The sequence below is a fragment of the Cohnella sp. 56 genome (assembly GCF_037963805.1).
Classification (GTDB): domain Bacteria; phylum Bacillota; class Bacilli; order Paenibacillales; family Paenibacillaceae; genus Cohnella.
The window spans coordinates 45,630-64,154 of the sequence record NZ_JAZDQE010000028.1; the positions used below are offsets into that span (position 1 = coordinate 45,630).

The following is an 18,525-nucleotide window of genomic DNA, read 5'->3' on the forward strand; positions in this document are numbered from 1 at the left end:
AAATATAAAAAGCCTGCTTCGCGGCACGGAAGACATAAATGTCCCGTGACACGAAAGCAGGCTCCATTGCCGCTTCATCCGAATACGCCGTTGTATTCGCGATTGACTAACCCGAATATATTACGAAAGAAAGTCGATGTCAATATACCTAACACAAAAATGTCCAATGCTTTTTCTCTCGACACTGCGCTTTATTTTGTGTTATAAAAAGTAACGAAGAAGTGGTCATGTAGCGTAGAAACGGCCTGATTCGAGGAAAGGGGGACGTCGATGCGTTCATTGCTGGTCATTCATAAACGCCCGAATGCGGCCGAACGGTTCGAATCTCCAGCCGCGAGGCAGCAGCTCCCCGAATCGGTCATGCGCGCCTGCGGCTATCTCGTCGCGACGGCACGGGGAGAAGCGCAGGCACGCCAGAAGATCGCGGAGGCCGACGCCCTCATACTCGATCTGCCCGTCCCGGAGATAGCGGCCTGGAGCCGGAATGTCCTCGATTGGAAGGTCGTGCCGATCCTGTGGTGGTGCAGCGAAGCGACGGCGACGCTGTCCGTCGAAGCCTGCGAGGACGGCATCATGGCCGACGGCGTGCTCAGCGCTTCGATGCGGCCGCCCGAGATTCACTGGACGCTGCAGTTCGGCGCCAAGCAGTGCTTCGAGCGGCAGCAGTGGCATCTCGAGCGGCGGCAGCTGCTGGCCAAGATCGAGGAGCGCAAGTGGATCGACATGGCCAAGGGCATCCTTTGCGAAGTCAAAAATATAACGGAAACCGAAGCCTACGACATCCTGCGCAAGCAGGCGATGAACGAGCGCAAACGGCTGGTCGACGTCGCCACCTCCATCGTCACTGTCTATAATCTGCTGCAAGAGCAAAAACAAGGGGGTTCGAAGCGATGATCCAACTGCTGAAGGAAGTCGCCCGCGGCAAGCGCGGCGCACGCGATCTCACCTACGACGAAGCCGTCCTCGCGGCGGAAGCGATATTGACGCAGGAAGCGACGCCCGCACAGATCGGCGCCTTCTTCATCGCGGAACGCATCAAGATGGAGAGCGTGGACGAGCTTGAGGCGTTCGTCCGGATCTCGCGCAAGTATGCCCGTCGTGAAGCGGGACTCGGCATCGGGCTCGATTGCGCAGGTCCGTACGACGGGCGCAAATCGTCCTTTTATGCGACGTTCCCGACCGCGTTTCTGCTGGCGGCCGCAGGTCTGCCGAACGCGCTGCACGGCACCGCCTCCCTCCCGCCCAAATGGGGCATCACGCTCCAGGACATCGTGGCGGCCGCGGGCATCGCGGCGGCTGACCTGACGCCGGAGCGGACGCTGCGCGCCTTCGAGCGGTCGGGCGTTTTTATCGCGTCGACCGAGCAGTGGTGTCCGCCGCTCGGCCGGCTGCGTCAGATTCGCGAGGAGCTCGGCATGCGCACGGTGCTGAACAGCGCGGAGAAGCTGCTGGACCTCGCCTCTTCGCCGCGGATCGTGTTCGGCGTCTATCACAACACGGTGTTCGACAGGCTCGCCCGGCTGTTCGTCAAGCTCGGCTACGAGCGGGCGCTCATCGTGCAGGGGGCCGAGGGGTCCGAGGATCTGCACATTAATCGCCCGACCCGGGCCTATCTGGTGGAGGACGGCGAGTTCCATCTGCACATCTTCGATCCCGAGACATACGGCATCGATGCGGAATTGCCGGAGCGCACATGGACGCCGGAGGGGCAGCTGGCCGTCGCGGAGGCGGTGCTCCGGGGCGAGGCAGATCTGGCGTACACGAACCAGGTGCTGTTCAACGGCGCCGTGCGTCTGCATCTGGCCGGCCAAGCCGACTCGGTCGAGCAGGGACTGTACGCCTGCAAGGCGCTGCTCGACAGCGGCGAAGCGCACGCGGCGTATGCCGGCTGGCGGGCGGCGCTGCGGGAGCCGGCGGGCACGGCGGCGGCGCGGTGAGCCGGCGGGCGCGGTGGCGGTGCGGTGAGCCGACGGGCACGGTGGCGGTGCGGTGAGCCGGCGGGTATGGCGGCGGTGCGTTGAGCCGGCGGGCGCGGTGGCGGCACGGCGGTGAGCCGGCGGGCGCGGCAGCGCTGTGGTGAGCCGACGGGCACGGCGGCGATGCGGTGAGCCGGCGGGCACGGCGGCGGCGCGGCGGTGAGCCGACGGGCGCGGCGGCGGTGCGGTGAGCCGGCGGGCACGGCGGCGGCGCGGCGGTGAGCCGACGGGCGCGGCGGCGGTGCGGTGAGCCGACGGGCACGGCGGCGATGCGGTGAGCCGGCGGGCACGGCGGCGATGCGGTGAGCCGGCGGGCGCGGCGGCGCGGCGGTGAGCCGACGGGCACGGCGGCGCTGCGGTGAGCCGGCGGGCGCGGCGGCGGTGCGGTGAGCCGATATAAGAAAACCGTCCGGGGGATGTCAAGATCCCCCGGACGGTTTTTTAGGTTTGAAACGTCCCTCAAGCTTGAGCGGTCGCTCATGCGGGAGCGATCCCGCCGATAGTCGGTCTATGCGCGCCTACGATACCGTAATTGCTGCAAAAGTACATCTATTTTCGCCCATATCGATCATTTCAGAGCAAATAGATGCAAATATACATCTATTCACTTCATCCATCCCGATTAGCGCTTCAACATTTGAATATACCTGCATATTTGCATTTATTTCGTCAAGTGTCACCCTTCGGCAGAAAATAAATGTACAAATGCAGGTTTTTCGGCCAGCACACCTCCGGGAATCGCCGTTCCTCCGAACGCGAGCGCTAACCTTGCCAAGAACCGCCGCAGATCGGACGCGGGATTCGGTGCATCGCCTGCACTACGAGAGGCATGCGGGCTGCGCGGGTCGCGGTTGGTGCATCGCTTGCACTGCGAGAGGCGATGCGGGCTGCGCGGGCCGCGATTGGCGCATCGCCTGCACTACGAGAGGCGATGCGGGCTGCACGGGCCGCGGTTGGCGCATCGCCTGCACTGCGAGAGGCATGCGGGCTGTGCGGGCCGCGGTTGGCGCATCGCCTGCACTACGAGAGGCGATGCGCCTTCTTTTTTATTGTCCGCGCTTGTAGACGCGGTACAGCAGCACCGCCGCCTCTGCGCGGGTGAGCTGGCCCTGCGGGCGCAGCTTGCCGCCGGCGCCTTGCAGCAGGCCGGCGCCGACGAGCGCCGCCAGCTCCGAGCGGGCGTACGCGGCCGCGTCGGACGCGTCGGCGAACGCCGCGAGCGCCACGCCGCCGCCGTCCGGCAGCCCCGCGCCTGCGCTGCGGAGCGCGCGGGCGACCAGCGCCGCCGCTTCCTGGCGGCTGAGCGCGTCGCGCGGCCGGAACCGGCCGTCGCCGGAGCCGCCGGCGATGCCGAGCGCCGTGCCGACACGCACCGCGTCGGCATAGTACGCGCCTGCGGCGACGTCCGCATAGCCGGTATCGCCGGCGCTCACGCCCGCGTGGCCGGCGCCGCCGCCAGCATCCGCATTCAGCTCGAGCATCCGCACGAGCAGCAGCAGGAAGTCGGCGCGGCTAACCGGCGCGCCCGGGTCGAAGGCATCATCGCCGCGACCCTCCACGATGCCGCGGGCGGCCAGCGCCTCGACGGCTTCGCGCGCCCATGCGGCCCGGCCGAGATCGTCGAAGCGCCGGTCGACGTAGGCGACCGCGTATTCGCTGAGATGCGTCGTCCGGAAGCTCACGACGCCTTGCGCCGCGTCATAGCGCCCGCTGACGACCGGATGCGCCGCGCCCTGTGCGTCGATGTAGCGGATCGTCAGCTTTTCGGGATGAACCGCTTCGTTCGCCGTCGGCGAGTAGGGCACGGAGATGATCGCCGGCGCCTTGACATTGTGCCAGCTGACCGGCGCGCCGCCCGACATCAACGATACGTCGATCGCCGGCCGGTCGCCGACGAGTGTCCGCGCCCCCTCGCTCCAGCCGTCGCGCTTGGCCTGCTGCACGACAAGCGTCACGCGACCGCCGGCAATACCCGCGCTTCCGGCATCGGACAGCATGTCGCCGGTCACTGCGACAGAGCCGAGCGGCGTGGACAGCTCGATTCGGCGGTCGGCACCGCCGCCTTCAAGCGCACTCGCAGGCAGCTCGACCGCATAGCCGGTCGCCCCTGCCGCAGCAAACAATACGATCTTCACCAGCTTGACGCCTTCCTTGCCGTAAGCCTGGGCGAGCTCGTTCTCTCCAACCGAAGCGCGCGCCAGTCCGCCGGTCGCATCGAGCGAGGCAGCGGGCATAAGCGTGACGCCCCCGGCTGCAGATGTCGGCGTTGGCGTCGGCCCGTTCTGCCCTGGTGTCGGTGTCGGTGTCGGTGTCGGTGTCGGTGTCGGTGTCGGCGAAGGCTCCGGTCCGCCGCCCTCCTCCTCCAGCGCATCCAGCGCCGCCGCAAGCGCCGTCTTCTCCGCGCCTTCGGGCAGCAGCAGCACAAAGTTGCGCGCCGCATCGATCGACGTATGACGCTTGTCGAGCTTCGCCGCTGCGACGGCCGCCTGTGCGGAGGACAGCGACCATTCTCCAAATTTGCCGTCCAGCAAATACAGGTCGCCGAACAGCGTGAAGTCCTTGCTCGAGCCGATGCCCTGGTTGTATTCCATATAGCCTTCGCGTCCGTTGCCGTCGTTCTCGTTCATGAGCAGCGTGAACCCGAGCGCGTGCTGCGGATCGAAGTCGTAGCCCGCACCGTGCAGCTGATCGAGCGGTATCGCGATCGCATAATGCGTCACGCCCGCCTCTTCGTCGCGCGTCACCGTCGCCTCGACATCCGCGCCGAGCGCACCGGTCTGCAAGCCTTCCGGCGCCTTCCAGCGCCACTTGACGACGCTGCCGTCGTCGCGCAGCGCGAAGCCGAGCTCGCTCACCTGCTTGCTCCCCGCGCCGGCGCCGCGATTCAGGTCGATGCCGAGCTGGATGCTGTCTCCCTGCCAGATGTCGACGCCGCTGTACGATTGGCTGTGAATATCGTCGCGCACGTCGATATCGAAGATCAGCTTGCCGTCATCCCAGGCGACGCCAGCGTCGGCGCTCAGATCGGCAGCGCCCGAGCGTCCGCCTCCGGCGTACTCGTCCTGTGCGGACAGATCGATCCGCGGCGCATTCGCTCCTCCCGCAGCGGCCGGCCCGGCGAACGTCTGCCCCAGCTTCACCGAGGACAGATACGTCCGGCCGTCGTCCAGCGTCACCTTGAACTTCAGCGATGCGCCCGCCAGATAAGGCAGGTCGATGCCGACGCTCTCGCCGAACGCCAGCCCTGCAAAACGCACCGGCTTCAGCAGGCCCGCGTAGACCGAAGGCTGCACCAGCTCGATTTGCCCCGACAGCGCCGCCGCATCGGTCGCATTGGACAGTACGAGCCGTGCGTTCGTCCGCTCCTTATGCGCCGGGTCGAACGCCGTCTTCTCGAGTCGCAGCGCGACCGGCACGAGGTTCGAGCCGCCGACCTTGACGCCCGCCTCGTTCACGAGCTGAAGGCCGCCTTTGAACAGATTGTTCGTGATCGTCATCCGCTCAATATCCGGTCCCGCGTATACATGCGTCGTCCGCGGCTGCTGGAAGTACGAGTCGTACAGCGCGACATCGCCGCCGAGCGCATTGATCCCTTTTTCCCCGACCGTCGTAAAGTTGCTCTGCTGCATCCGCAGCCGTCCCGAACGGATATCGACCGAGCGCGACGTATCGCCCCACATCGAGGTGTTGAAAAAGCGCGCGGTCGCGTCGAAGCCGTCTTCCAGCGTGATGTAAACTTTGTCCGTGGAGCTCATCGACACCAGCTCCGTATTGACGAACGTCAGTCCCGCTTCGCCGGCACCTTCCAGATAGACGCCCTTCTTGCTGCCGTCCGTACCGTGTCCGAGCACGGTCGCGACCGGACCGCCGCCGCTCTCCGCAGCAAAGTGAATGCCGTACTGCGAGCCGTAGACGAACGTGTTAAAAATCGTCTCTCCGTCGACATGTCCGATGCGGAACGCGTCCAGATGCTCCTTCTGATAGCTCCACACCTTGTCGAAGTCGGCGTCCGTGGACGGATGGTTCGGATAGTTGTTGCGCCCGTAATAATGCGGGTTGAACTGCACGTTGCGCATCATGCCGCCTTCGGCGCCGCCGCCGAGATAGATGCCTTCCATGAGCGGAGAGCCCGCTACGTAATCGATGTAATGGCCGCTCGTATCGTACGTGCCGAAGTCGATGCCCTGATAGGAATTGATCAACGTCGTATCGATTGCGTACACGCCGTGCCCTTCGCCGCGGATCGTCCAGGCGTACGGCTTGACGTCGTTCCAGTTCTGCTCGTCATAGTAGACGGACAATCCGCGTACGCCTGCCGAAGCCGCCAGCGTGATCAGCGCGGTCGCGCCCTCCGGCGCGCCTTGGCCGTAGCGGGTGAACAGCACGGTGCCGCCGCCGATCGTATGATGCGGCACGTCCCAGGAGCCGCGCAGCTCGACGCCCGCAGGCACCGCCAGCGGCGAATCGACGCGGTAGATGCCCGCCGGCAAATACACGGTGCCGCCGCCGGCATCCCCGGCCGCATCGAGCGCCTGCTGGATCGCAGCCGCAGCGTCCACGACGCCGCCACGGTCGGCATTGTACGGCGCCGCGGTCGCGTCGAACAGCTGCCGGCCCGCCGGTCGCGGCCGCACGGCTGCGTCCGCCGCGATCTCGTCCGGCAGCCGCTCCAGCGCATAACGCGCGTCCTGCGTGACGCTTACCTCCGCCGCCTCGCTCATGTCCGTCACCTGCAGGCTGCCGCCCAGTCCCGAGTTAACCGCGCTCAGCGATTGCACCGCGCCGGTCAGCTTCACCTGCTTGGCGGCCTTGGCGAAGCTCGACTGCCCGAGGATCAGCGCCCCGCCGCCCAGCTCGATCGCATAGCGGCCGGATGCGTCGTCCCAGCCCGCGAACGCCGCATTTTCGAACGACAGCACGCCGCTGCCTTCGCTGACGACCGCGCTGCCGCCGCTGCCGTCGACCTGCACGTCCTGGAACTGCGCGATCGAGTGAAAGCCTGCGGTCGCATAGATCGCGGCCGGCGCGTCGCCGATGCCCGCGGCGAAGCTGCTGCGCGTCACCAGCAATCCGTAGTCGTTGACGCCCTCGATCTTGAGTCCGATCCGGCTGTCGCTCACATGAATGTCGTACAGCTGCGCGTTCGCCGTCTCGGCGGAGCCGGTGCGCGTCGTCACCCGCATACCGTTCATGAAGCCCGACAGGCGGATGTCCGACATATACTCCCAGTCGGAGCGGCCCATCACGATGCCTTCGGCATGCGACGTCGTATAGGCGCGCAGCTGTCCCGCGTCAGGCGAGCCGGCAAGCCCGGATGAAGCCCAATAGGACGGCGCGAGCCGGATGCCCTCGAGCCTGCCGATATCGGTCGTGAAGTCGAGGAAAATGCCGGTATGAAGCACGGTGCCGTACAAATTTTTCACATAGTGAAGCTCGTTCCACTCCGGTCCGATCTTGATGCCGCCGTAGCTGTTGACCAGCGTGATGTTCTCCATCGTCGCGCTGTCGCCCGGCAGCTGCTCGAACGTCCACGGGTACGCCGCCGGGTCGGCGAGCGACTGCTCGGGATACCACACGGACAGATTCGTGACGCCGCTCACCGGCTGCAGCTGGATGAAGCTCTCGCCGTCCGCCTGCCCCCGCTCGCCGTAGGACGCCAGCACGGTTCCCTTCACCTGCCCGGCCGCCTCGTCGGGACTGATCCAGTCGCCGCGCAGCGTCACCCCGGTCGGCACGTTCAGATGACCGTTCAGCCGGTAGATGCCGGCAGGCGCGAACACGACGCCGCCCCCGTTGCCGCCCGCCGCATCGAGCGCCGCCTGAAACGCTGCGGTATCGTCGCTCGCACCGTCGGCCTTGGCGCCGAAGTCGCGCACGCTGAAGTCCGCAATCACAATATCATCGGTCGCGAACTGCGTATCGTACACCTTCGTCTGCGTCGCCGTCGACGTACGCGCCACCTTCTTCACCGATACGCGCGCCACGGTCAGATCCGGATTGTTGTCGGGATTGCCGCCGCCGCTGATGCCGATGCGGAAGTCCGAGCCGTTCGTCCGGTTAGCGAACTTGGCGTCGATCAGCTTAAACGTCTTCGTTTTCCACTGCCCGCTGTTGCCGTAAGTGAACAGCGGCGCGTCCTTGAACGCGCCCGAGAGCGCATCGTATTGCAGCACAAAGCTGCCGCTGCCCTGGTCCAGATACTCCACGGTCACATAGACGTCCTGATCTGCATTGTCGTACAAATAGGCGTCGTCCACGTTCATATACAAGTACAGCGTGCGGTCGCCGGGCGCGCCGCGGTTCGTTTTCCAGTAGCCCTTGCCGTCCAGCGTACCCTTCACAAGACCGGATTCGTTGTCCCCGCCCCGGCCCGAGATGCCATGCTCGACCGCCGTCTCGCCGAGCGCGATGCTCGCCTCGTCGGTAGCGGCCGCTTTCAGCGTCTTGGTCACGACGACCTTCGCGAGCTTCAGCTCTGCATTGGTCTGCCAGCTCGCGCCGCCGCCTTCGATGCCGAGGCGGAAGTCCGCGCCGCCCGTCCGGTTCGCGAAGTTCGCGTCGGTCAGCTTGAACGTATGCGTCTTCCAGGCGCCCGTATCGCCGTAGCTGAACAAGGGCGCGTCCCTGAAGCCGTTGCCTTCGCCCTGCGCATCGTATTGCAGCACCAGCTTGCCGTTGCCCGCATCGTAATAATCGACCGTCACCTCGACGTCGTACGCCGCCATGTTCACGGAATAGCCGTCGTCCACGTTCATGTAGAAATACAAAATTCGCTTGCTCTCGTCGTCCGCGGACCGATGGGTCTGCCAGTATGTGCGGCCGTCCAGCTCGCCCGTGACGAGCCCGTCCGGCTCCCCGTCCCCGGGCCGGACCGCGATCCCCCGCTCGTCCGGCGATGTCCCAAGCGAGATGCTAACGCTTTCATATCCCGCTGTCGGATTTTCTGCCGCGCTCGCCCGGCCCGGCGCAGCTCCCGGCCAGCTGCCGAGCAGCAGCAGCACCGCCAGCAAACCCGACACCCACGCACGCCGCTTGCTTTTCGTATATGCTCGCATCAACAATACCTCCAATGCCTTTTTTTGACAAAAGAAAAGGAAGCCCCCTCGCGAATCATCGACCGCTATGATGAGTTCGAGGCGGGCTCCCGCCGTTTACAAGCGTATTACTTCTTGGATGCCAGGAAGGCGTCGACCTGCTTTTGCGTTTCCGCGATAATTTTGTCGAGGCCGTTTTTCTTCTGTCTTTCGATATAGTCGTCGACCGCTTTTTCCGGGTCCTTCACCGTGCCGAACTCGATCGGCTTGTTGAATTCCTCGATCGCCTGGTCGCGCTTGGCCAGCTCGTTTTTCATCGGCTCCTCGGAGACGAACAGGCCGTCGAGCGGAGAGTTGACGTTGATCGGTTCGCTGGCGAACTCGGCCTCATGCAGCCAGAAGTCCTTCGGATACGTGGACGTCGGACGCATGAACTGCGGCTTCCAGAACGCCCATTGACCGCCCCACTCCATGTAGTTGCTCGTCGTCGTGCTCATGCCGTCGGGATAGACGGCCGTATCGCCGTCGAGCTTGTACGTCTTGCCTTCGATGCCGTACTGCACCAGATCGTACAGCGTGCGGTCCGTCTCGATCATGTCGAGGAAGCGCAGCACGCGGTCCGGATGCTTGGAGTTGCGGTTGATCGCGGCGACGTTGGCGAGCGGCGTGCGGTTGACCTGCTTTTTGTCCGGATAGATGAGCGACGACTCCAGCTTGAACGACGGATCGGAAAAGCCCGGATCGGCGTTGACCCATTCATGCGAGGTGAGCGTGAATACCGACTTGCCGTTGCGCCATTCGGCCGCGCCGTCCGTCTTGTCGATCATCGCGTCGCGGTTGATGAGCTTCTCGTCGTACCACTGGCGCGCCTTGACGGCGGCTTCCTTGTAGAACGGCTGCTGCTCGATCGGCTGGATTTGCATCGACGGATCGCTCAGGTAGTAGCCGAGGCCGTGCTGGTTCAGGTCGATCCACTCCTCGCGGATCTTGATGAGCGTGAGCGGACCGGTGCGGTTGAGCTTCATGTTCGGATAAGCCTTGCGCAGCTCGCGCAGCAGGTTTTCCGTATCCTCGATCGTCTTGACCGAGTCCTTGGCCACGCCGATGCCCGCCTTCTCGGTGAGATCGGAGCGCCAGGTGACGAACTGCCGCTGGTTCATCTTCATCGTCCACGGCAGGCCGACGATGTTGCCGTCGATGGTCGCCGCGGACAGCGTGCCCTGCTCCTCGTACTTCTTGTACAGGTTCGGCGCGTACTGCGGCAGCAGGTCGTTCAGCGCCATGTAGGAGCCCTTGGCCGCCATCTGGTTGTAGGACAGCCAGTCGCCGTCGAAGTTCAGATCCCAGTTGTCGCCGGAAGCCGCCATGACGAGCATCTTGTCCTTGAAGTCGTTGAACGGGATGAAGTTGATGTCGAACTTGACGTTCAGGCCTTTGTCCTTGACGTAGTCGCTGACCTTGGACCACACCTCGTCGGTGGCCGCCTTCTTGTCGCCGCCGAAGTAGAACTTGAGCGTGACTTCGTCCTCCGCCTTGGCCGACTGGCTCGGACTGGCCGCGCCGCTGGCGCCGGCGCTCGAACCTGCCGTCGCCGTGCCCGACGGACTGGCCGTGCCGTTGTTGTTGTTGCCGCCGCACGCCGACAGCATCGCGCCGAGCAGCATGACGCCGGCGAGTACCGCGGTAGCCGATTTCCCCTTGCGCATGTGTACCTCTCCCCTTAATGTGAGTTATATACTATCACGGCCGAAGCCGGTATAGTCAACCTTTGACTGCGCCTACCATCAGACCTTTGACGAAGTACCGCTGGACGAACGGATACAGGAAGATGATCGGCCCGATCGTAATGACGGTGAGCGCCATCTTGATCGATTCGGACGGGATCGTCGACGAGATCTGCTGCATGGCAGCGGCGTTGCTGGAGCTCTTGAGGAACTCGACGTTGGAGACGAGCGTCCGCAGCAGCAGCTGCAGCGGCTGAAGCTCCTGCTTGTCGATGAACATGAGGCCGAGGAACCAGTCGTTCCAGTAGCCGAGGGCGACGAACAGGCCGACGGTGGCGAGCACCGGCACGGACAGCGGGGCGATGAGGCGGAAAAAAATCCGGTATTCGCTGGCGCCGTCCATTTTGGCCGACTCGTACAGATCCTCCGGGATCGCCAGCATGAAGTTGCGGATGAGGAACATGTTGAAGGCGTTCGCCAGCGGCGGCAGGATCATCGCCCACAGCGTGTCCTTCAGATCGAGATAGCGGACGCAGATGATGTACCAGGGCACGAGTCCCCCGCTGAACAGCATGGTGACGATGACATAGATGGACAGCACATTGCGGTATTTGAAAGATCGCCTCGCCATGACGTATCCGCCCATGCCGTTCACGATGATCGATAGCACGGTACCGATGACGGTGACGAGAATGCTGATGATATAAGCGTCGACGATCCGGCTTGAGCCGAGCAGCAGGATCTTGTAGGAGCTCAGCGTGACATGGCGCGGGATGAGCGCGTAGCCGTAGTTGACGATGTCGTTCTCCGTGCTGAGCGAGCCGGAGATGACCATGATGAAGGGAAACAGGCAGGCCAGACTGAACAGCAGGACGATCGTGCCGATCGCGGCCTGGCCTAACGAAAATCTACTGGTGAGCATCGGGATAAGCCTCCTTGCCTAAATTGCGGTGATTGGTGCATTCGCCGCCGCGGCCTGCAGGACCGGATAATCGGGCGGGCGGTGCCGGGCGGGCGGCAGCGGTCAGAATATCGCCGAGTCTCTGTCGATCCTGCGGGCGGCGTAATTGCTGGACAGCACGAGCACAAAAGCGACGACGGACTGGAGGAAGCCGGCCGCGGAGGCCATGCCGATATCGCCGGATTGGCGCAGGCTGCGGTAGACGAGCGTGTCGATGACGTCGGTCGTCGGGAACAGCAGCGTCGCGTCGCCGACCATGGCGTAGAACATGCCGAAGTCCGCGTTCATGATCCGTCCGATTGCCAGCAGCGTCAGAATGACGACGGTCGGCCGCAGCATCGGCAGACTGATATACCGGATCTGCTGCCACCGCGAAGCGCCGTCGATCGAGGCGGCTTCATAATACGAGTTATCGATGGAGGTGAGGGCGGCCAGATAGATGATCGTGCCGTAGCCCGTCACTTTCCACCGTATCGCGAGCGTCAGGATGAGCGGCCACAGCCCCGCTTCGCTGTAGAAGTCCACCGGACCGGCGCCGATCCATTCGAGAAACCGGTTGACGGCGCCTGTCTCGTAGTTCAGTAGGTTGTAGGTGAACACGCCGACGACGATCCAGGAGATGAAAAACGGCAGGAACGTCAGCGATTGGGTGACACGCTTGAAGTATTTGTTCCGCAGCTCGTTCAGCATAAGCGCGAAGCCGACTTCGAAGACGAGGCCGACGGCGATAAAAAGCACGTTGAGCAGGATCGTGTTGCGGACTGCGCGGAAGGCGGCGTCGGAGGACAGCAGGTAGTCGAAGTTGTTGAACAGCGGGTGCATCCAGTGACTCCCGAAGATGCCCTTCTGGAAGTCGAAGTCCTTGAACGGGATGATCAGCCCTGACAGCGGCAGGTAGCAGAACAAAAACAGCAGCGTCGCGACGGGCAGGAACATGACGATCAGCTGATGGTTTTGCGCGAGGTCCCGGACCAGTCCGTTTCGGCGTTTCATGCGCGATGTTCCTTTCTCTTAGCGGGATACCTTTATGATAAAGGGAGGCTGTAGGCGGTTCCATGAGCGGATCTTATCCTTTGCGGTCCCTGCCTATCCTGTTCGGACGGGGGCGCAGCGGGTCGAAAAAAGAGCCGCCAGGGAGGATCGCCGGCCGGCCTGACGGTCGTTGCAGGTTGAGCGGATATTCGAAACTGTGTGCGCCGCGGCACGCCGCATGACGGCTCGTCCGCCGGCCGCTTCGACGGCTTGCCGATCCTCGCCAGCATCGTTTTTTTCGCCGCAATGCCTGCAAATATACATCCTTTTTTGCCGATGTCTCCGCCTTCGGACAGGATAGCTGCAAAAACGCAGTTATTTTCCGCGCTTAGCCTTATTTGCGGCTGCGGCTTGGCAATTACCTGCATATTTGCATCTATCTCATCTGGTGTCGCGGATCGGCGGAAAATACATGTACACATGCAGGCTTTACGACTCGTCAAATATCCGACAGGTCCCGATCTTGCGGACCGCAGCGACGGCTGGATCAGTTCGGCGGGGGGTCAGTTCTGGGGGGGCTGTGTGATTCAAAAAAAGAGCCGCCCTAGTCGGGCCGGCTCTTGTCTTCCTTGTCCAATATCGGGTGCCGCAGCGCAATCTTCGTGCCGAACGCAGGCCCCGTCTCGATCTGCAGGCGGTAGCCTTCGCCGAAGTACAGCTTCAAGCGATTGTTGACGTTGCGCAGGCCGACGCCCTTCGTGCTCTCCGAGCTGCGGCCGCCGGGCGGCTCCTCCATGTCGAGCTTCGCGAGCGCCTCGGGCGGTATGCCGCCCCCGTTGTCGATGATAGCGATCGCGATGTCGCCGCCCTCACGGGTCGCCGAGATGAGAATCTTCCCGCTCTCGAAGTCGTTGCGGATGCTGTGCTGGATCGCATTCTCGACCAGCGGCTGGAGCAGCAGCCGGAGGAACGGCAGCTCCTTCAGCTCGTCGTCGATGCCGTACAAGATCCGGATCGGCCGTCCCATCCGGGCCTGCTCGATCTGGACGTAGGCTTTGACCTGCTCCAGCTCCCGGCCGAGCGTCGTGATCTCCTTGCCCTGATTGAGAGACAGTCGCAGCAGGTTGCCGAGCGCGGCGACCATCTGCGCGACCTGGCCCGCGCCGTGCTTCTCGGCCTTCCAGCGGATCGACTCCAGCGTATTGTACAAAAAGTGCGGATTGATCTGATGGCTCAGCACCTGGAACTCCAGCTCTTTCTTGTCGCGCTCCGCGCGCGAGGCTTCGACGATCAAGCCCTCGATCTTGCGGATGAGGCTGCCGAAGCCCCGGTACAGCCATCCGACCTCGTCCTGTCTGCGCGACGGCGGGATCTGCTGATGATAGTCGCCCGACTCCAGCTTGCGCATATAGCGGACCAGACGCACGATCGGCTGGGTGAAGGAGGCCGTAATATACAGCACGACGCCCACGCAGCATAGCAGATAGCCGATCAGAAAATAGACGATCGCCCGGTTGATCTCGTCGATCGTACCGGTCAGATCCTTGAGCGGCGTCAGGCTGACGATCGCCCACGGCTCGTTGTCCATCCGGACGAAGCTGGCCAGGTATTTGCTCCCGTCGAGCGCGATCGTCTTCTCTCCTTCGCTGCCCGTGCGGAACTGCTCGACGAAGCCGGACGAGGGGAACGCCGTGCCGGTCCAGCCGTTTTCGAACGAATCGTACAGTACGACGCCGTCGTCGTCCCGCAGCAGCAGCAGCCGCTGCTCGATCATCTGTCCGCTTGGCGAGAAAAACCGCTTGAATTGATCCTCCGACACATCCGTGGCGATGATGCCCCGCGGCGTCTGATCGTACAAGCCCGAGAAGCGCTTGACATAGGAAAGTAGCGGACGCTCCAGCCTCCCCTTCTCCGGCAGCTTCAGGTACCAGGAGGGGCTGACTTGCGCGGCGGATTGACGGAACCATGTCTGCGCGCCGATGTTCGGCTCTCCGATGGTGCTCAGATAGTCGGCATGCCGGGCCGGATCGACGGGGTACACGCTGACCCGGAATGCATCGACGCTCGACGTGCGCTGGTACAGCCAGGTCAGCAAGTCGACCGTAAACGATTCCTCGCTGGCGGCGCCGGCGCCGGCAGGCTCGAGCAGATCCTGCAGACGCTTGTCGCCGATCAGGTCGTTGACCTGCTCGTTCAGCGCGCTCAAGTAGTTTTGGAAGTTTTTGCGCACCTGCAGCAAGTAGTTGTTGGTCATCGACAGGTTCGCGTTCGAGATGCCCTCGATCGACTTGACATGCGCGTAATAGGCGAACCATAAAAAAGGGACGACAATGATCATAAAGAAGATCAATATCATCCGGTTGCGGAGCGACGAGGCCAGCCGCAGCGAGATCGCTTTACTCATCCGCGATGCCCTGCATTCTGCGGTATTCCTTCGGCGTCAGCCCGGCCTGCCTTTTGAACACCTTCGTAAAATGAACGGGGTCCTTGTACCCGATCTCCGCGGAAATCTCATAAATTTTATACTGCACGTCCGACAGCATCCGCTTCGCCTTGTCCATGCGGATGTCGGTCAGATGCTCGAGAAATGTCTTGTGCATCTCCTTCTTGAACAGCTTGCTCAGCCATACCGGGGTCACATGCACCTCGGCGGCCACGCTCGGCAGCGTGAGACTGTCCGCATAATGCGCGCGGATGTACTTGTCCGCCTCCTGAATAATCTGGCTGGGCGGCGCCGCATGGCTGCGGAAGTCGGCGGCCATGGCGAGCAGAAACTGCTCGGACTGCTCCCGCAGCGACTCCAATGTGTCGAACTTCTCGAGCCGCTCCCAGACGATGACCGGATTGCGCTCCCAGGACCGGTCCGTCCAGCCGAGCGCCGCAGCCTTTTTGAACAGACTGAGCAGCCATTCGAAAATGCGCTGCTGCGTATCGCGGATATGGCCCGCGCCCCAGCACTTCACCATCTCGACGAAGCGGTCCATCGCCGTCCGAATATCCTCATCCGTGCCGTAGCGGACCAGATCCAGCACCTCGTCCGTCTGTGCGATCGACGGCACGTCCCGCTCCGCTTCGTTTTCCCAGCCGAGGCTCGTCAGCGTGCGGTTGCCGCCGTAGACGGCCTTCTGCATCAGAATGTCCTCCGCCTCCTGATACAGCGCATGCAGACGCTTCGTGTCGCCGCAGCCCGAGCTGATCGCGACGCTCACGTTTACCTTGACGTACCGATTCACGCGGCCGATCAACAGCTCGGCCAGTTCCTTGGCAGCCTCGAGCCAGCCGTGCGCCGGACATTCCAGCACGATCGCCCACCGGTTGTTCCGGTCGGGGACGAGCATGGACGGATGCGGCATGTCCTCCTCGAGCGTCTGCTTGGCGACGTTGCCGATGCCGAACAGGATCAGCTCCTGTTCCAGCCGCGAGCCGTCCCGCGTCCCGATCGACCTCAGATCGTCCACCTCGACGAGCAGCAGCGCCAGACGGCCGCCGAGCAGCCAATCGAGCTCCAGCGTCCGCAACCTGTGCGCAATCCGCGTCTCCCGGTACGGATCGTACGGCACCTCGATCAGCTCGCGCACAACCTCGTCCCGCATCTTGGGCAAGGCGGAGGTCAGATGGCTCTGACGCTCGCGCTCGAGGCGTTCTTTGCGCAGCTGACCGACCATGCGGGTGACGATCTCGCCGAGCTCGCCGGTGTTGATCGGCTTCAATATATAGTCCATCGCGCCCAGCTTCATCGCCGTCCTCACGATGTCGAAGTCGTCGTAGCCGCTGATGACGATCCCTTTCCAACCCGCGGGACGCTCGGCGGACAGCCGCTCGAGCAGCTCGAGTCCCGACATGCGGTTCATCCGGATATCCGTCATGACGAGGTCGGGCATTCGCGCTCTGGCAATCTCCAGCGCCGTATCGCCGTCGTCCGCGACCACCGTCTCCTCCACGCCGTAGTCCGCCCAGGGGATCTGCGTTCGCAGTCCTTCCCTAATCTCCAGTTCGTCGTCCACGATCAGAGCCAGCATGAGGGCCTCCCCTTTCCGATGAAGATGAACCCGCTACAGTACAATTGCGGACATTCGTCAGAAAAGCATACTCTCGGGGCATGCAAATCGCAATGTGCATATCTTAGCTTTTTATGGGCAATGCGATATTCCTCCGTGCCTTGACGGCGCAACCGTATGCGATCCGACCGATTTCCGACCTATTTACGACCGATTTACGATCTATTTACGACCGATTTCCGACCAACCTTCGACCAACCTTCGACCAATTTTCGAACAACCCTCGACCAATTTTCGACCAACCTTCGACCGATTTCCGAACAACCTTCGACCAATTTACGACCAACCTTCGACCGATTTCCGACCAACCTTCGACCAACCCTCGACCAATTTTCGACCGAATACTGGTAGACACTTTCCAGCCGATTGCCCTATAATGGACAACAAGACGAAGCACGTCCCTCTCATTCCACGCGAATGCTGACGGGGCGTGTTTTGTATTTTCAGGAGAATCGAGGGTCGATGATGAATTTTGAACAAAGTCATGCTGAATTTATCCAAAACCACCTGCGCCGCAGAAACGGCGAGCGTAGAGGCCGGCTCGAGCGCGGGCACCGGGATGCGGAGAAATTGTTCTGCAAAAACGTATGGTGGGAATTGCGCGGCAGCTTCGACGGTTTGCATCCCGAATACGAGGTGACGGATTGGCGGGGTTATGCGTACTATTGCGACTTTGTCTGGATGGGCCCCGCGGTCAGGCTTGTCATCGAGATCAAAGGCTTCGGTCCGCACGTGCGGGACATGGACAGGCTGAAATATTGCAACGAACTGAATAGAGAAACTTTCCTGAGCGCCATGGGGTACCAGGTCATCTCGTTCGCCTATGACGATGTCGCTATGCGTCCCGAGCTGTGCATCACGCTGCTCAGCATGCTGATCGGCCGCTATCAAGCGGATACCGCGCCGACCAGCATGGACGGACTCGCCGAGCGCGAGACGGTGCGGCTGGCTTGCCGGCTATCGCGGCCTCTTAGGCCGATCGACGTCTCGGCCCATCTGCAAGTCAACCACCGGATAGCCGTGCGGACACTTCAATCGCTCAGCCGCAAGGGCTTCTTCTCGCCATCGAGCGGTTCCCAGGGCAAGCATATCGTGCGTTATGAGCTTCAGCCGACGGCGCTTAAGCTGCTGTGATGTGAGACGGGGCGCGGAGGAGAGGCTGAGGCGGAGGGTTGCGGCGGAGGGTTGCGGCGGAGGGCTAAGGCGGAGGGCTGTGGCGGAAGGCTAAGGCGGAGGGCTAAGGCGGAGGGCTAAGGCGGAGGGCTGTGGCGGAGGGCTAAGGCGGTTGGAGTGGCGCCGGGCGCCCCCCCATGATGCGGCGGGACAATGCGAATACCTCATGACGCCGCGGGACGATGCGAAAATTCCGATCAAATGGGACTGGCCGTCCTCTTAAAGATGATAAGCGAAGTGCTCCTCGGAAAAGCCTGCATCCATACATCTTTATGCGGCGTAATCGATGATTTTAGCGTAAATGCCTGCATCTATACATCTTTTTGGGCGCGAGGAGTCTGTTTTGGGTCATGTGTTGCCAAAAAGCCTGCTGATTTGCAGGCTTTTATGATCCATGCAGCAGCGGAAACCAAAAACCTGCACATTTGCAGGCTTTGTGGGCAATGGGCACAGGTGGGGGTGCGAGGTATTGGGTAGACGGGGTTGGGCGGATGGTGTTGCGTAGATGGTGTTTGGTGGATGGGGTTGCGTAGTTGGGGTTGCGTAGTTGGGGTTGCGTAGTTGGGGTTGCGTAGTTGGGGTTGCGTAGTTGGGGTTGCGTAGTTGGGGTTGCGTAGTTGGGGTTGC

Annotated in this window: 9 protein-coding genes; 3 read left to right on the forward strand and 6 right to left on the reverse strand. The window is 62.7% G+C overall.

Annotated features, from left to right (window positions below; translation table 11 throughout):
* Positions 1-270: 270 nt before the first annotated feature.
* Both VQ071_RS28515 and VQ071_RS28520 read left to right on the forward strand, forming a co-directional pair.
* Positions 271-894 carry an ANTAR domain-containing response regulator gene (locus VQ071_RS28515; RefSeq protein WP_340518243.1) on the forward strand — a complete coding sequence of 208 codons (624 nt, stop codon included), beginning with the start codon at positions 271-273 and terminating at the stop codon, positions 892-894.
* Positions 891-1,937: an anthranilate phosphoribosyltransferase gene (locus VQ071_RS28520; RefSeq protein WP_340518246.1), complete on the forward strand. Its 1,047-nt coding sequence runs from the start codon at positions 891-893 to the stop codon at positions 1,935-1,937. The genes VQ071_RS28515 and VQ071_RS28520 overlap by 4 nt, the downstream gene beginning before the upstream one ends.
* A gap of 1,085 nt (positions 1,938-3,022) precedes the next feature.
* On the opposite strand, the gene VQ071_RS28525 is transcribed toward VQ071_RS28520, so the two are convergent.
* The 6 genes from VQ071_RS28525 to VQ071_RS28550 all read right to left on the reverse strand — a co-directional run bounded on the left by VQ071_RS28525 (position 3,023) and on the right by VQ071_RS28550 (position 16,686).
* Entirely contained in the window at positions 3,023-9,031 is a 6,009-nt protein-coding gene (locus VQ071_RS28525) for an S-layer homology domain-containing protein (protein WP_340518248.1), read from the reverse strand.
* A gap of 107 nt (positions 9,032-9,138) precedes the next feature.
* Positions 9,139-10,716 (reverse strand): DUF3502 domain-containing protein, encoded by a 1,578-nt coding sequence (locus tag VQ071_RS28530; protein ID WP_340518250.1) that lies wholly within the window; start codon positions 10,714-10,716, stop codon positions 9,139-9,141.
* 55 nt (positions 10,717-10,771) lie between these two features.
* Positions 10,772-11,656 (reverse strand): carbohydrate ABC transporter permease, encoded by an 885-nt coding sequence (locus tag VQ071_RS28535; RefSeq protein WP_340518252.1) that lies wholly within the window; start codon positions 11,654-11,656, stop codon positions 10,772-10,774.
* 102 nt (positions 11,657-11,758) lie between these two features.
* Positions 11,759-12,688 (reverse strand): ABC transporter permease, encoded by a 930-nt coding sequence (locus tag VQ071_RS28540; protein WP_340518254.1) that lies wholly within the window; start codon positions 12,686-12,688, stop codon positions 11,759-11,761.
* 583 nt (positions 12,689-13,271) lie between these two features.
* A complete protein-coding gene (locus tag VQ071_RS28545; protein WP_340518257.1) occupies positions 13,272-15,071 on the reverse strand; it encodes a cache domain-containing sensor histidine kinase in 1,800 nt (599 codons plus the stop codon).
* Positions 15,064-16,686, reverse strand: coding sequence for a response regulator (locus VQ071_RS28550; protein ID WP_340518259.1), 1,623 nt, complete (start codon positions 16,684-16,686; stop codon positions 15,064-15,066). Before VQ071_RS28550 ends, VQ071_RS28545 begins: the two co-directional genes overlap by 8 nt.
* Before the next feature lie 609 nt (positions 16,687-17,295).
* Between VQ071_RS28550 and VQ071_RS28555 the strand changes: the two genes are divergently transcribed.
* Positions 17,296-17,859, forward strand: a complete 564-nt coding sequence (locus tag VQ071_RS28555; protein ID WP_340518261.1) for a hypothetical protein — start codon at positions 17,296-17,298, stop codon at positions 17,857-17,859.
* The last annotated feature ends 666 nt before the right edge of the window (positions 17,860-18,525 follow it).

Bases quoted from the DNA above. Each gene is read 5' to 3' on its own strand.
- VQ071_RS28545 (WP_340518257.1), bottom strand. From the start codon at position 15,071: ATGAGTAAAGCGATCTCGCTGCGGCTGGCCTCGTCGCTCCGCAACCGG.
- VQ071_RS28525 (WP_340518248.1), bottom strand. From the start codon at position 9,031: ATGCGAGCATATACGAAAAGCAAGCGGCGTGCGTGGGTGTCGGGTTTG.
- VQ071_RS28520 (WP_340518246.1), top strand. From the start codon at position 891: ATGATCCAACTGCTGAAGGAAGTCGCCCGCGGCAAGCGCGGCGCACGC.
- VQ071_RS28535 (WP_340518252.1), bottom strand. From the start codon at position 11,656: ATGCTCACCAGTAGATTTTCGTTAGGCCAGGCCGCGATCGGCACGATC.
- VQ071_RS28515 (WP_340518243.1), top strand. From the start codon at position 271: ATGCGTTCATTGCTGGTCATTCATAAACGCCCGAATGCGGCCGAACGG.
- VQ071_RS28540 (WP_340518254.1), bottom strand. From the start codon at position 12,688: ATGAAACGCCGAAACGGACTGGTCCGGGACCTCGCGCAAAACCATCAG.
- VQ071_RS28530 (WP_340518250.1), bottom strand. From the start codon at position 10,716: ATGCGCAAGGGGAAATCGGCTACCGCGGTACTCGCCGGCGTCATGCTG.
- VQ071_RS28550 (WP_340518259.1), bottom strand. From the start codon at position 16,686: ATGCTGGCTCTGATCGTGGACGACGAACTGGAGATTAGGGAAGGACTG.